This is a genomic window from Spirosoma koreense (assembly GCF_054777875.1).
In genome coordinates, this window is the sequence record NZ_BAAHAC010000027.1 from 384,344 (window position 1) to 398,125 (window position 13,782).

Annotated in this window: 12 protein-coding genes; 4 read left to right on the forward strand and 8 right to left on the reverse strand. The window is 50.1% G+C overall.

All coding sequences use genetic code 11. The features are described 5' to 3' along the window. Positions 1-4: 4 nt before the first annotated feature. The 4 genes from smpB to ACYVC2_RS27200 form a co-directional block, all read right to left on the reverse strand. Positions 5-466, reverse strand: coding sequence for an SsrA-binding protein SmpB (smpB, locus tag ACYVC2_RS27185; protein ID WP_461107878.1), 462 nt, complete (start codon positions 464-466; stop codon positions 5-7). Positions 467-685: 219 nt separating this feature from the next. Continuing rightward, positions 686-1,282, reverse strand: a complete 597-nt coding sequence (locus ACYVC2_RS27190) for an OmpH/Skp family outer membrane protein (RefSeq protein WP_461107880.1) — start codon at positions 1,280-1,282, stop codon at positions 686-688. Positions 1,283-1,358: 76 nt separating this feature from the next. Next, positions 1,359-1,712, reverse strand: a complete 354-nt coding sequence (locus tag ACYVC2_RS27195) for a hypothetical protein (RefSeq protein ID WP_461107882.1) — start codon at positions 1,710-1,712, stop codon at positions 1,359-1,361. Between the two features lie 42 nt (positions 1,713-1,754). After that, positions 1,755-4,208 carry a penicillin acylase family protein gene (locus tag ACYVC2_RS27200; RefSeq protein WP_461107884.1) on the reverse strand — a complete coding sequence of 818 codons (2,454 nt, stop codon included), beginning with the start codon at positions 4,206-4,208 and terminating at the stop codon, positions 1,755-1,757. Between the two features lie 238 nt (positions 4,209-4,446). Here ACYVC2_RS27200 and ACYVC2_RS27205 point away from each other — a divergent pair, with 238 nt between their 5' ends. Further along, positions 4,447-5,343 carry a glycerophosphodiester phosphodiesterase family protein gene (locus ACYVC2_RS27205; RefSeq protein ID WP_461107886.1) on the forward strand — a complete coding sequence of 299 codons (897 nt, stop codon included), beginning with the start codon at positions 4,447-4,449 and terminating at the stop codon, positions 5,341-5,343. Between the two features lie 74 nt (positions 5,344-5,417). After that, positions 5,418-6,941 (forward strand): GH3 auxin-responsive promoter family protein, encoded by a 1,524-nt coding sequence (locus tag ACYVC2_RS27210; protein ID WP_461107888.1) that lies wholly within the window; start codon positions 5,418-5,420, stop codon positions 6,939-6,941. 17 nt (positions 6,942-6,958) lie between these two features. On the opposite strand, the gene ACYVC2_RS27215 is transcribed toward ACYVC2_RS27210, so the two are convergent. Then, positions 6,959-8,224 carry a hypothetical protein gene (locus ACYVC2_RS27215; RefSeq protein WP_461107890.1) on the reverse strand — a complete coding sequence of 422 codons (1,266 nt, stop codon included), beginning with the start codon at positions 8,222-8,224 and terminating at the stop codon, positions 6,959-6,961. Positions 8,225-8,474: 250 nt separating this feature from the next. Here ACYVC2_RS27215 and ACYVC2_RS27220 point away from each other — a divergent pair, with 250 nt between their 5' ends. Continuing rightward, complete coding sequence (locus ACYVC2_RS27220) at positions 8,475-9,704, forward strand: 4-hydroxy-3-methylbut-2-enyl diphosphate reductase (RefSeq protein WP_461107892.1); 1,230 nt, start codon at positions 8,475-8,477, stop codon at positions 9,702-9,704. Positions 9,705-9,749: 45 nt separating this feature from the next. Here the strand turns inward: ACYVC2_RS27220 and ACYVC2_RS27225 are convergent, their stop codons facing one another. After that, positions 9,750-11,450, reverse strand: coding sequence for a glycoside hydrolase family 10 protein (locus ACYVC2_RS27225; RefSeq protein ID WP_461107894.1), 1,701 nt, complete (start codon positions 11,448-11,450; stop codon positions 9,750-9,752). Positions 11,451-11,491: 41 nt separating this feature from the next. Next, complete coding sequence (locus ACYVC2_RS27230; RefSeq protein WP_461107896.1) at positions 11,492-11,665, reverse strand: DUF2256 domain-containing protein; 174 nt, start codon at positions 11,663-11,665, stop codon at positions 11,492-11,494. 301 nt (positions 11,666-11,966) lie between these two features. On the opposite strand from ACYVC2_RS27230, the gene ACYVC2_RS27235 reads away from it, so the two are divergent. Further along, the gene (locus ACYVC2_RS27235) at positions 11,967-12,437 is read left to right on the forward strand and encodes an Lrp/AsnC family transcriptional regulator (RefSeq protein WP_461107898.1); all 471 of its coding nucleotides are present in this window, start codon (positions 11,967-11,969) and stop codon (positions 12,435-12,437) included. A gap of 78 nt (positions 12,438-12,515) precedes the next feature. Here ACYVC2_RS27235 and ACYVC2_RS27240 read toward each other — a convergent pair whose 3' ends face one another. Continuing rightward, positions 12,516-13,733: a tetratricopeptide repeat protein gene (locus tag ACYVC2_RS27240; RefSeq protein WP_461107900.1), complete on the reverse strand. Its 1,218-nt coding sequence runs from the start codon at positions 13,731-13,733 to the stop codon at positions 12,516-12,518. Positions 13,734-13,782: the final 49 nt, after the last annotated feature.

Here is a 13,782-nt window from a genome sequence, read left to right on the forward strand (position 1 = left end):
CCTGTCAGTACCGTTCCCGTTGCAAATCTCGAGCGACATCACGCTCTTTGATGCTATCGCGCTTGTCGTAAAGTTTTTTCCCTTTAGCCAGCGCAATTTCGACTTTGGCAAACCCGCGCTCGTTCGTGAAGAGCCGTACGGGTACGATGGTCAGGCCCTGGTCTTTCAATTTTTCGGTAAGCCGACGAATTTCGCGCTTTGTCACGAGTAGTTTACGGTCGCGGAGTGGCTCATGATTGTAATGCGTTCCTTCGGTGTAAGTTGAAATGCTCATCTGGCGGATAAACAGTTCCTCGTTATGAATCAGGCAATACGCATCCTGTAGATTCACTTTTCCCTGCCGGATCGATTTTATTTCGGTGCCGGTCAGGACAATACCCGCCGTATACGTTTCCAGAAATGAGTATTCAAAAGATGCCCGACGATTACGAACATCAACTTGTTTGACAATAGAAGCGGAAGCCATGTCCTGATATAATTGAGGCTGATGTCAATACAATCTGGTATCGAGCCTCGGTAGTTACGTTAGATTAAGGCAGTTGAGTAAGACAAACAACACCGGAAATGAAAGAGAGGTTTACATTGTCTAAAGAAATATCCGCATGAACGTAACGAATCCGGCCTGGCAAACAGCAGTGTTCACCAGGCCGGATTCAAGCGTTGCCAACTACGCAGGCGGGCGCTTTTATTTTTTCGTTTGTTTCCCCTGGTATTCTTTATTGAGCCCGTCGAGAATCACTTTTGTCCGGTCGGCCGATGGATCAGCAAACAGAATTCCTCCTCCCTTGGTATAGCCAAGCACAAACTCGTATTTGTTCTGCGCGTTGATCTTTTTCAGGTAATCGTAGATCTGATCGTACAGTTCCTTGTTTTTATTCTGCTCCTCAACAGCCAGATTTTGCGCGGCCCGTTCGCGGTAAGCCAGGATATCCTGCTGTTCTTTTTGAAGCGAAGCTTCCGTAGCCCGGCCCTGCTCCTGTGTCATGGTGGCGGCACGTTGCTGGAAGAAAGCCACTTTGTTCTGAAGATTCCGGCCTTTAGATGCCAGGTCGTTTTCCAGTTGAAACCGCTTGCTTTCCAGCACTTTTTGGGTATCCTTAAAATAATCGTACTTGGTCAGCAGCGAGTCTACGTTCACATACACGATGGCTCTTCCTTTCGCTTCGACGGGCGCTTTTATTTCAGAAGCCGCTTCGGGCTGACGATCCTTAAAATGTAGGTAATAGAGAACGGCTACGGCAATGGTCAGGATGACATTTAAAATCAACGAGGCATTCTTCACAGGAAACAGATTGGTTAGTGACAAGTTTATCCTACAAAGGTAGAGGGATTTATCGAATTAAGAAGATACCCTTGGGTCAGTTCGTCGCCTGGTTTTGAAAAGCCTGTCGCACCAAGAAACCGGATAAACCAGCGAGTCCTCCCACCACACCACCCAGTATAGTCGTAATTAGCAGCGGGATTAGATCACTATGGGTCTTGGCGATCAACTCGCTCATTCGCCCGGTCAGGATGCCCGCTGTTTTCAAATGAATCAGTAGCGCATATCCCAGCCAGACCAGAGCGATTCCTGTAAAACCATATAAAAACGCGGTGGCTGCCGCTGGGCTGCGCCATAAACAAACTAAAAAAGCGACAATGGCTAAACTCCACCAGGGCAGTATCAGCTGAACAAGCAGACTAAGAACGGCAATAAGAAGTATTTGAATCATGGTGTAATAATCTTGAATGAACTGTAATCAGATGATCAATTGCTACTTAGCTTTCAACATCATTTTCCGCTTGATTCTGGGATTACTGACTTGTGCCGACGCTAAATAAAGCAGTTCATTCAGTTGCCCTTTCGCCCAGGTTCCGATCATGTCCTGATAGTAAGGGCTTCCCGGATTGCCCGACTGCCCGCCCGGATACACGCCATAAGCTACTGGCTCCGGTCCTAGTGCTACAACCATCCGCCACGAAGGCCCCGTTCGTTCGTTGGTCGCATTGACTACGACTGCGCCACCACCCACATTCAAGTCGAGCACGCTGAAGGCATCAATACCAGGAATCAGGTGACGAATATCAGTGCCCTTGTGTGGCCCCCAGGCCCAGTTGGGCCCAACTGGGCCGTGTTTTTTGGCCAATGTATCGCAGGTAGAGCGGAAACTTTGGTTGATCAGATCAGACAGACGTTCGCGCACAGGCGTTTTGGTATTATCGAACCAGCGGGCACCCGTGTCGCGTTGCATGAGCGTCAGTGTCCGGTCGAACGACGGAAACCGCATAGGAATCGTATCGCCGGCGTCGAACTCGTCGGACCAAATCGCTTTTGTTAATTGCGCGGTCCATTCCGTAAAAATCGTCGGCCCGGCTTCGTCTGCATTGTTGTTACGCCCCCACTGCCGAAGCAGTTGAAGCGCTTTTCGTTGCTCCGCACTCATCCCTTTTTCTGACAACATCGGCAGAATAGTGGGGAGGGTAACCTCAGCTCTGATATTGTAGGTATCGTTCTGAAGCTGGCGCAGACTGTCTATCGTGGCCCGCTGCATGATTGTTAGCCGCTGATTGATGCGTCGGCCGCGCTCATACGGGGCAAACTGCCAGTTTATGTAATACGGATAAGTTGGATCGGTCGAAAACTGATTGGCTGAACTAACGAAACCACGGGGCGGGTTTTTTACCAGCGGATTCTGGGCGGCCGGGATGTAGCCATGCCAGTCATTAGCCGGATTGGTGCCATCCAACAGAAACTTACCCTGATCTTTCCACTTGAGCGGGAAACGACCATTAGGCGAGATTGCGATATCTTTCTTATTATCGGCAAAGACAAAATTCTGGGCTGGAGCTGCATAATACGCCAGCGCTTTTCGGTAATCCTCGAAATTTTTAGCCCGGTTCAACTGATAGAAACACTGCAATTCATCCGATTTTTCATGAGCCACCCAACGTGCTGCGTACCCCGTCGGAATACTGGCCCGGAACGGTTTTGCTCCCGGTTCATATACCAAAGGTCCGTGGTGCGTATAATAGACCGTGTCGACTACGTCGGCTTTACCCTTTACCCGAATGGTTTCAATCCGACGATTGACGGGCTTCCACTGATTATCATGCCAATACTCCCGACGTGAGGCATCCCGGAAGCGGATGGCATAAAAGTCGAGCACATCTGCCCCCACGTTTGTTACACCCCAGGCTACGTTCTTGTTGAAGCCGATAATAACGTTGGGTGAGCCCGGCAGCGATGCGCCATATACATTGACCGTCGGAGAAACCAACTGAATCTGATACCAGATGGACGGCAGACTGAGCGTCAGGTGCGGATCGTTCGCCAGAATAGGATAGCCACTCGCCGATTTCTGCGCTCCTACAGCCCAGTTATTGGAGCCGATTTCGGGATTGGCCCGACCGGGTGGCGTACCGAAGCCGGGAGCCGACAGGGCGATCAGATTCGTCAGCGCGCTGTCTTTGGGTGGCGATGGAACCGGTAGTGGCTTGAAATCCCAGTGGGTACCTACCGGAATGATCGGGTCTTCGCGAGTTGGATAATCCGGGAACAGATCGGCGGTAACCGCAGCGCCGTATTTACGCAGAATATTAGTCATCAGTAGATCATCGGCCCCTCCCGCGAGCGTGTTGCTCATCTGCTTCAGTAATAAAGCGCATTTGAGGGGTGTCCAGGGTTCGGGGGCGTAGCCCAGCAGTTTGTATTCGATTGGATATTTCGTCGGGCTAAGCTGCTTAATCCAGGCATTGACACCAGCCGTGTAGGCATCGAGAATTTCGCGCGTTGTCGGATCGCTTTGCATGCCCTGCAGTGTCTGCTCGGCTCCGTAGCCCATGCCCAGATGCCGGTTGAACCGATCCAGTTCCAGCGCTTTATCCCCAACGATTTCGGAGAGCCGTCCGGCCGCTGCGTGTGTCTGAAACTCCATCTGCCAAAGCCGGTCGCGGGCCGTCAGATAGCCCTGAGCGAAGTAAAGGTCATAGTCGTTTTGGGCAAATACGTGCGGTACCGCCAGGTCATCGAACAGAACGGTCACGGGCGCTTTTGTACCGTTTATGGCGACCTCCTCATTGGTCGGATCGATGGATTCGGCATTCTGCCAGAAACCGACAAACGGACTCATCAGCGGCCCAAATGCAGGAACGGCTCCCCACGGACGGTTCAATGCCCAGATTAAGCCCAGCGTGAGTAATGAAACAAAAATAGCTTTCGTGTAGCGCATAATGGAGAATGAGAAGTTCTGCCAACTTCATGGCTGCAAGTTTATCATTTTGTCTCTATGAAATGATACAGAATCGGGCTGCCTGGAAAATCTTTTTCGATTTCAGGCGGCTACCTTAGCCGCCAGGGTGTTTCTGTAATTTAACCGCGCAGGCAGGAGCCACACGGTCTACGGTGCGAACTACTGCCGATCTGAGAAACAGAAGCCGTATTTTTGAAAAATGAGCCTTCTATCTACCATGTGCTTTATACTCTGGTTCTCTTTTCTAATCAATTTAGGCCATCCGAAACCCGCTTTCGATCTGCAGGGGCATCGGGGTTGTCGGGGGCTTAGGCCCGAAAATACATTATCCGCTTTTCTAAAAGCGCTCGATTTGGGCGTAACAACGTTAGAAATGGATGTGGTTATTAGCCAGGACCATCAGGTCGTGGTTTCGCACGAACCCTATTTTAGTGCGGCCTACAGCGTCGATCCTACGGGAAAACCCGTCACAAAAAAAGATCAGAAAAAACTGCAGCTTTACCAGATGTCCTATACCGATATAAGGCAGTACGATGTCGGGGCCAACGGGAATCCGGCTTATCCGCAACAGCAAAAAGTCAGGACGTATAAGCCGTTGCTGAGCGAAGTAATCGAACAGGCTGAAGCCTACCGGAAGATAAAAAACTTGCCGACCTTCTCGTATAATATTGAAATTAAAAGCGATCCGGACGAATACGCGAAAAGTCAACCTGACCCGGCGACTTTCTGCAATCTGGTTCAGGCGGTCTTAAAAAATCAAATTCAGCTCGGACGAATCAGCACGGACCGTATCATCATTCAAAGCTTCGATTTTAACACCCTCAGGTATTGGAAACAACAAGCCAACCTGGGCCACTACCCCGACATCAGGGTTTCCGCGCTGGTACAAAATTTACGCAGCCCGGAGAAGAACATAGCCCAATTGGGGTTCAGACCCGACATCTATAGTCCTAATTTCCACCTGTTAAGTAAGAGAAGGTTAGACCAGCTGCATACGCGGGGAATTCTGGTTATTCCCTGGACGGTCAATAACCTCCGTGACATGAAACGCCTGAAAGAATGGGGCGTCGACGGGATAATTACGGACTATCCGGATCGGGCAAGCGGTATTTAAAAACTAATTACTACTTTCGTAAGTTTGCAGAACTAACCAATTCGACCTGATTGGGTTATGCGTATCGGTGCCTTATGACCTTGCTTAATACCACGCTTAAATGGCTCCTGCAACGACGGTTGCCGCGTATTGAGGCAATGATGCAACACCCGGGGGCGGTGCAGCAGACGGTCTTTAATCAGCTTATCCGATCGGGCCGACGAACCGAGTGGGGACGCCAGTATGCGTATAAATCCATTCAGCGCGTCAGCGATTTTCAACGTCAGGTTCCTGTTTCCAGCTACGAAGACCTCTTCCCGTACATAGAGCGGGTGCTGAAAGGGGAAAACAAGGTACTCTGGCCTTCGCCGGTACGCTGGTTTGCCAAATCATCGGGTACGACCAACGCCCGTAGTAAGTTTATCCCTGTTACGACCGAGTCGCTGGACGAAAGCCATTTTAAAGGCGGCAAGGACATGATGGCACTATACATTGCCAACAACCCCGACAGCCGGACGTTTGAGGGAAAGGGACTTTCGATTGGCGGAAGCCTGCATCCCAATAGCTACAGTACCAACAGTGCCGCTGGCGATGTGTCGGCGGTGGTCATGAAAAACTTGCCCAGTTGGGCACAGTATATTCGTACGCCGTCGCTCCCGATCGCCCTGATGGATGAGTGGGAAACGAAGCTGGAGCGTATGGCAGAGATTACGGCTCAGGAGAACGTTACGAGCATTCTGGGAACGCCAACCTGGGGGCTTGTGCTGATCGACAAAATTCTGACCCATACCGGTAAGTCGAATATTCTGGAAGTCTGGCCGAACTTTGAGGTACTGATCCATGGCGCGGTCAATTTCCAGCCGTATCGGGAGTTGTTTCAGCAACAGGTTTTTCCATCAAAAACGGTTCGGTACCAGGAGATTTATAATGCTTCCGAAGGTTTCTTTGCCATTCAGGACGACTTGAGCCGGGTGGGCGAAATGCTGCTGATGCTCGATTATGGCATTTTCTACGAATTTGTTCCTATTCAGGAAGCAGACCAGCCGTTTCCTAAAGCCCTGACCATCGACGAAGTCGAACTGGGGAAAAACTACGCGCTGGTCGTTTCAACCAACGGTGGCTTGTGGCGTTATAAGGTCGGCGATACAGTTCGATTTACTTCACTTTATCCACACCGGCTAAAAGTCAGTGGCCGAACCAAGCATTTTATCAATGCCTTTGGGGAGGAAGTCATTGTCGAAAACGCCGAAACGGCCATTACACGGGCCTGCGAAGCCACGGGCGCTGTAATCACCGAGTATACCGCCGGCCCAATCTACATGAGCAATGGCATGAATGGCTGCCACGAATGGATCATCGAGTTTGCGCAGGAGCCCGATAGCCAGCAGCGATTCAATCAGGTACTGGACGAAACCCTGCGGCAAACCAACTCCGACTACGATGCCAAGCGTTATAACGACATGGTGTTGAAACGCCCCCGCATTCACAGCGTTCCGCCCGGCACGTTCTATGCCTGGATGAAACAGCGCGGTAAATTGGGTGGCCAGCATAAAGTACCGCGGCTGGCCAACTCGCGGGAATACCTGGACGACATCCTGGGCCAGGCACTCGAATTTTAACGGCTCAACGAAATTTTTTACCGGTTGGCTTCCGACAGCCAGTGAAACTGCCGCTCGGCCAGTTGAAAGCGCCGGTTTTGCCGCGTCAGGGCAACAGCCACCGAGTCGTTTCGGATCGTTCCCTTCAACAGAATATGGTTGGTATCGGGCATGCTATACGCCATTGTAAACAAAAACGCCGTATCTGAAGCGAGCTTTTTGAAAGAAATGGTTCGGTTCAGCGTATCGAACTTATAGTTGAAATAGCCTCGCCGGTAGCGCTGGCGAAACAGCGTATCGGCCGTTTGAATACTACCCGATGTATTGGCTTCGAACACAACATCCTTCCAGCGTAAGCTATCAGCCACATTTCCCTGAAACTTATCGACCGTAAAAACGCCGGTGGTCAGCTTCGCCGGTGCAGGGCCTTCGCTTCTGGAAACGAACTGGTACAACGGCATTAGCAGAAATAAGCCAATAAACGCAATCTTCAACGCCGTCTGGCCAATGCGCATCCACTTTTTGGGTAGTACGATCGGTTGGGTGGGTTGGGTAATTTTGTTGAAAACAAAAAAGTTGAGCAGCCTCCGTACATCGCTCAGCAACAGAAAGTTGCTGAACAAAAACAGGTGAATAGAAAATAGCTTCACCGGAATGTCGTAGCACAGATTTAGCATCATTACATTCAGAAAGACACTCGCGGCAACAAAGGCCCCCAACGTGCTGGTACGCCGGAAGAGCAATAAAATACCCGCCAGAAACTCGACGGCTCCCGAGAACATTTGATACGGTGCGGAGTAGCCAATAAAATACCACGACAACCGCATGGGCAGCAAATCACCCAGCGGAGTCGCCAGTGCACTGAGTGGCGGAAAAATCATCTGCTGCGTAAACAGCTTGATAATTCCATAGAATATAGCCTGCATAGCGACGAAATACCGGACAACGATCAGCAGCCAATAGTAAGCCAAATTATAATTCTTCCGTTTGTCAACAGCAGACCAGACCAATGACCCTACGGTTGCTACCAGGATCAGAAAACGCACATGAGCATAATCATAGGTCGTGTCCCCACTCCCGTTCGGCGGCATTCGTACCGCGTTCATGTGCAGGATGTGCGTATTGGTCAGTTGAACGAGCGAGGTTTGTGCCAGGTCATAATACTCGCCGATCAAACCCAGTACGGGTAAATCACTAAGCCAGGTCCAGGGGGCTATATACAGCAGCAGGTAGATGCAGCTAAACCGAAACAGGACTTTCTGCCACCAGGTCCACTGGTCGGTCGATTGGGCGGTCGTTACCATAACGTAGTTTATTGGTTAAGAGAGGATCATACTTGGTCTAGTCAAAGATAATTCGGCGCGGCTAATTTGAAAGACTCGATTTTATAGAGTCAAATGGCCAACCCTTATTCTAGCCGCACTTGTGCCAACGTTTCGTAACACCGCGTTAATTTTGTGCCGAACGAAGCGCTAATACCTTCTGTTCTTCTGGTATAGCGTCCGAGTAGTCAACGTGAGAGCCGAAAAATTCCCTCTTGCCCGTCAATAATTCATGAAGTCTTTCGATATCCCCGAGTATTACCGCAGCAGTATCATCACTCCGCTGAAAGAATTCCGCCGGAAGCGGGATAAATTAAAGCGTGATTTTACACCGACCCTGCTCGATTTTGGGCCGGTACGCTTGCTGCTTGCCCGGCACTTCGGGTTCTGCTACGGAGTCGAAAATGCGGTCGAGATTGCTTACAAAGCCATTTCCGAGAACCCGGACAAGCGTATTTTCCTGCTCAGCGAAATGATCCATAACCCGGATGTCAATGCCGATCTGCAGGAACGTGGTGTACGCTTCATTATGGATACTAAAGGGCAACAGCTTATTCCCTGGACCGATCTAAAGCCCGAGGATGTGGTGATTATTCCCGCTTTCGGTACGACGCTCGAAACCCAGAGCCAGCTGGCAAACCTGGGGCTGGATGTAGCCCGGTATGATACGACCTGCCCATTTGTCGAGAAAGTCTGGAACAAAGCGGGGCAAATCGGGCAAAAAAATTACACCGTCGTTGTCCATGGCAAACCCAGCCACGAAGAGACGAGGGCCACCTTCTCGCACAGTAAAGAAGCGGCTCCGACGGTGGTAGTGAAGGATATGGCCCAGGCGCAACGGTTGGCCAAATACATCACCGGTGAGCTACCCCCCGACGAGTTTTATACGGAATTTGCGGGGCAATATTCCACCGGTTTCGACCCCGACCGCGATTTACAGCGAATAGGCGTGGTGAATCAGACGACCATGCTGGCTTCCGATACCCAGGGCATTGCCGATTACCTGAAGCAGGTGATGAGTGAGAAATATGCACTGGCTGATGAATCTACCGAAACATACTTCGCCAATACCCGGGATACCCTCTGTTACGCCACGAACGATAACCAGGATGCTACCTATGCGCTGCTGACGTACCCGGCCGATTTTGCGATTGTAGCGGGCGGGTACAACTCGTCCAATACGTCTCACATCGTTGAACTTTGTGAAGAAAAATTACCGACCTATTTTATCGAATCGGAGCAGAAAATTTTGTCTGAAAACTTAATTCAGCACTTTGACGGCCATCAAAAGAAAGAGATTGTAACGGCAGATTTCATTCCAGCCAATTCGCCGGTAACCCTACTGCTCACCTGTGGCGCGTCCTGCCCCGACGCTGTCGTCGAGGGGATTCTGCTCAAACTCGTCAGCTTTTTCCCCGACGCCCGTCCGGTCGATGCAGTGCTAGCCGAGGTGATGAATTAAGCAGCTCAGGCGAAGATCTGCTCGAAATGTGTAGCCCGATTTTCTTTATTTCACTTTTGCGGTTACTTCCCGGCTTTCGTTCTGGAGCCGATCTACGGCTGTAACGGCATACACATACTTCTTGTTGGGGTTAGCGGTTTTGTCTACAAAGCGAGTCGTTGACTCGCCAATGCATTTCGCAACAATACAGCGCGGATCATTCAGGCGGATGCGTGGCCGCTGCCCTTCGAAGCGGTAAACCAGGTAAACGTTGGCCCCATCTCCATCCTCCGCTTCTGCCGATGGTTGCCAGACTAACTCCGTCCCATTGGGTGTCGTGGCAGCTTTAAGGTCACGCGGGGGCAGGGGCGGAATGCTATCCAGCCACGGCATGGTTGGAGTGAGCGCCAGGTGGCGATAGAAATTGTTCTGAAGCGAATCCCGAATAGCGAGTGGATTGTTCTGCAAATTCCGGGCGCTGAAAAACACGCTGCCCAAAACTAACGGCTGCTGGCGATTATACCGCATTTGATTCGGGAATTCGGTGGGTCGCCACCAGCCCGGATCGCGCTCGGACCCGCGGCCAACCCGGTAAGCCCCGTGACCAATATATAAATGGCAATTGCTGGCACTACAGGTGCGCGTCCACCAATCCACAACAGTCTTATAGGGCACTCGGCTAAACTCAGAACTGAAATAAACCTGCGGGACGATGTAGTCGATTAACCCTTCGCGCACCCATTTTCGGGTGTCGGCGTAAATGTCATAATAAGACTGTCCGCCGTTGGTGGCCGACCCTTCCGGATCGCTCGTTTTATTTTTCCAGATGCCAAATGGACTGATCCCAAATTTGACCCAGGGCTTATTGGCCCGAATCGAATCGCGCAGTTCGACAACCAGTTTATTGACATTGTCCCGGCGCCAGTCGCCTTTCGTCATACCGTTGAAGTTGGCCCGGTAGGTGCTGTCATCGCGCAACGTCTGCCCTGCTTCGGCATACGGATAAAAATAATCATCGAAGTGGATACCATCTACGTCATATTCACGAACGACGTTGGCCACAAGGCCGGCAATATAGGATCGAACTGCCGGCAAGCCCAGGTTGAACAACTTACGCCCACCGTAGCTCAGCATCCAGCCTGGTTTACGGTAGATAATATTGGTCGGCGCGATACTAGCCGATTTACTGAAGGTGGCCCGGTCCAGATTAAACCAGGCATGAAACTCCAGACCACGCTGGTGAGCCTGGTCGATCATGAACTCCAGCGGATCATAAAACGGTTGAGGTGCCAGTCCCTGCTGGCCGGTCAACCACTCGGACCAGGGCTCTGAACTTTTTGCGTAAAACGCATCCGCTGCCGCCCGAACCTGAACGACTACAGCATTCAGTCCTGTATCCTGATACTGATCGAACATAGCTACCATTTCGCGCTGTTGCTCCGCGACCGGTAACCCCTTTTTGCTTGGCCAGTCGAGATTATCGATCGTAGCGATCCAGACAGCCCGAAACTCGCGTTTAGGCGGGGGCGGGGTTAGCTCAATCACTTCATCGTAAGGAAGGGTATCAACAGGCAAGGTAACCGCAGGAGGCATCGGCGGTTTTTGTGGAGTAACTTTTGCAACGGGTGGTTTTGTAGGTACAGGGGTAACCGGTACCGATTGCCTGGGCTTCGGAGGAACTCTACTGGTTGCAGCAGGCTGGTTGTAGCGGCAGCTGTTGCTCCAGACAGCGGCTAACAACAGAAACAGATACGCGAGTGGGCGCATGGCAAACGAATCGGTTAATCAACAAAATTAAGTATAGTTCATCATTCTTCCGTCGGCTCCGGAAGAGTCCGTTGCTGTTTGCTGGCCTTTCTACAGGCATCGCTGCAATAAATGACCTGCTCCCAGTCACGTGCCCATTTCTTACGCCAACTGAATGGCCGCTTGCAAACAGGGCAGTCTTTTATGGGCAGGTCAGACTTTTTACGCATTTTCATTATATCCGATTCATACGTGCAAAACCGCTTATAGTGGCGCCATTTGTGGTTACCATCCCTTAAAAATTACGACCTCTTACACTATTCATTGGTTAGATTGTAAACTTGATGGAATAACCGAACGCTAAAAAGGTGATTTGGCTACTGCCAGAATTTACTTAATATTGTGCCGTATAAAAGGCTGATCAGCAATGTTTGTTCTGCTTTTTGTAAAATTTCATCATTAATTAAGAATTTTCTATTGCAAAAGGTAGTAGATTTGCATCCACAACAAATAAATTTTAACAGCATATCTTTCTTTATGTCGAGCCACAAACTAGATCAGATAGATCGCAACGTATTAGAAATTCTGCAGGCAAACGCCAAAATTACAAACGCTCAGCTTTCTAAAGAAATTGGCCTTTCGCCCGCTCCCACGCTCGAACGCGTAAAAAAACTCGAAACGTCGGGTATCATTCAAAGTTATCATGCTCAGCTGAACCGGGAGAAAATCGGGCTGGGCGTAACTACTTTCGTCATGGTTACGCTGGTGGGTCATAAAAAAGACACGACTATGTCTTTCGTGGATAGAGTCAATCAGATTCCCGAAATCATCGAATGCCACCACATTACCGGTTCAGGAGATTTCCTGCTGAAAGTCATTTCGAAAGACATTGCCTCCTATCAGGCCCTGATGCTCGATGTCATCAACGAAATTGATGAGGTAGCCAACACGCAGACCATGGTTATCATGTCTACCTTCAAGGAAAGTAAAGTGTTGCCAATTCCTTAATGAATACCGGTCAATGTATCATGGATAATGTCAGTTAGTCACTCATTATTCATGATACATTGACCAGTATTCATGGCTTCATTCTCTACGCTTCCGGCGTTCTTCCCGCCGTGATTTCTTGGCGTCGTCCAGGGCTTTTTTGGCTTCTTTATATTGGCTGGACTTCCGCTCGGCTTTATCCATCACCTCTTTGAAATACGTCTGCGCCAGGTCGTAGTTTTTCTCCTCCGTGGCGATTTTCGCTAGCCCCAGCACCGACGACCAATAATAGCCTGCGTTCGTAGAATTGGTTTGTTTGGCATAATCGACGGCTTGCTGGTAGTATTTCCTGGCCTCCGGGATATTCTTATAAAACAGGTGATTGACATAGGCCAGAATATAAGCGGCCGTACGCCCGCTAACGCCCTCGTACCCCGACTGCGTCCGCTCTACTTTTGCCAGAATATCTTTGGAGATCCGTTCTGCGTCGTTCAGCCGACCCGTTACAAAGGCCGATCGGGCATAGTATCGCTCGAAAAACGGATTATCGGGATACTGCTCATGCATGTATTTCGACATTTCATAAGCCTTATCGTACTGGTTCTCCATGCTATAAATCTGAACCAGAAAGTATCGAGCCTCTACGCGGGTGTAAAAGGCCGTATTAGCTGTTTTCTCCAGCTCTTTGATTCCCGTCACTTTATTTCCCTTAGGAAAAAACATCAGGATAGGCTTCAGCAACGGATAGTTCTCCGGAATCCATTGAGCATAATAATCATACATGCCATCTCCGAAGAGGAGTTCCGGGCTGAAATCGGCATTGCCTTTGCACTTTTCAAAATACTTCAATGCATTTTTACCGGCAAAGGTGGCTTTGGTCCACTTCTTCCGCTCGGAATACAGTCTACTTTTAAAAGCATAGGCAGCGGCCAAAAAGAAAGCGGGTTCTAATTTGTTATCGCTGTCGTCGTACAATTTGTCGGCCAGGGTAATGGTCGTGTCCATCAAGGCCAGACAACGGTCGTCGTAGTCGGTTACATCCGTATTCGGCACAATTTTCCACCATTCGGCCAGGCCCATCAAAAAGTACGGCATAGGATGCTTAGGATACCGCACCCGCAACCACCGGAACTCTTTGTCAGCGTCGTAGAATTTGTAATTGTACATCATATTGATAGCCTCTGCCGACTCGATCTGTACGCCGGGATGCTTTAGAAGACCATCGTATTTTTTATCGAACGCCGACGGATCGTATAACTGGGCCTGCGCGAAAACGGCCAATCCCATCAGCCACACCGTCAACACTAGTTTCTTCATTTGTCTGCAAGAGCTTTATTAGTATATCAACGCAAATGACTGGCAGTCC

Bases quoted from the DNA above. Each gene is read 5' to 3' on its own strand.
- ACYVC2_RS27200 (WP_461107884.1), bottom strand. From the start codon at position 4,208: ATGCGCTACACGAAAGCTATTTTTGTTTCATTACTCACGCTGGGCTTA.
- ACYVC2_RS27195 (WP_461107882.1), bottom strand. From the start codon at position 1,712: ATGATTCAAATACTTCTTATTGCCGTTCTTAGTCTGCTTGTTCAGCTG.
- ACYVC2_RS27210 (WP_461107888.1), top strand. From the start codon at position 5,418: ATGACCTTGCTTAATACCACGCTTAAATGGCTCCTGCAACGACGGTTG.
- smpB (WP_461107878.1), bottom strand. From the start codon at position 466: ATGGCTTCCGCTTCTATTGTCAAACAAGTTGATGTTCGTAATCGTCGG.
- ACYVC2_RS27215 (WP_461107890.1), bottom strand. From the start codon at position 8,224: ATGGTAACGACCGCCCAATCGACCGACCAGTGGACCTGGTGGCAGAAA.
- ACYVC2_RS27240 (WP_461107900.1), bottom strand. From the start codon at position 13,733: ATGAAGAAACTAGTGTTGACGGTGTGGCTGATGGGATTGGCCGTTTTC.
- ACYVC2_RS27230 (WP_461107896.1), bottom strand. From the start codon at position 11,665: ATGAAAATGCGTAAAAAGTCTGACCTGCCCATAAAAGACTGCCCTGTT.
- ACYVC2_RS27235 (WP_461107898.1), top strand. From the start codon at position 11,967: ATGTCGAGCCACAAACTAGATCAGATAGATCGCAACGTATTAGAAATT.
- ACYVC2_RS27205 (WP_461107886.1), top strand. From the start codon at position 4,447: ATGTGCTTTATACTCTGGTTCTCTTTTCTAATCAATTTAGGCCATCCG.
- ACYVC2_RS27220 (WP_461107892.1), top strand. From the start codon at position 8,475: ATGAAGTCTTTCGATATCCCCGAGTATTACCGCAGCAGTATCATCACT.
- ACYVC2_RS27225 (WP_461107894.1), bottom strand. From the start codon at position 11,450: ATGCGCCCACTCGCGTATCTGTTTCTGTTGTTAGCCGCTGTCTGGAGC.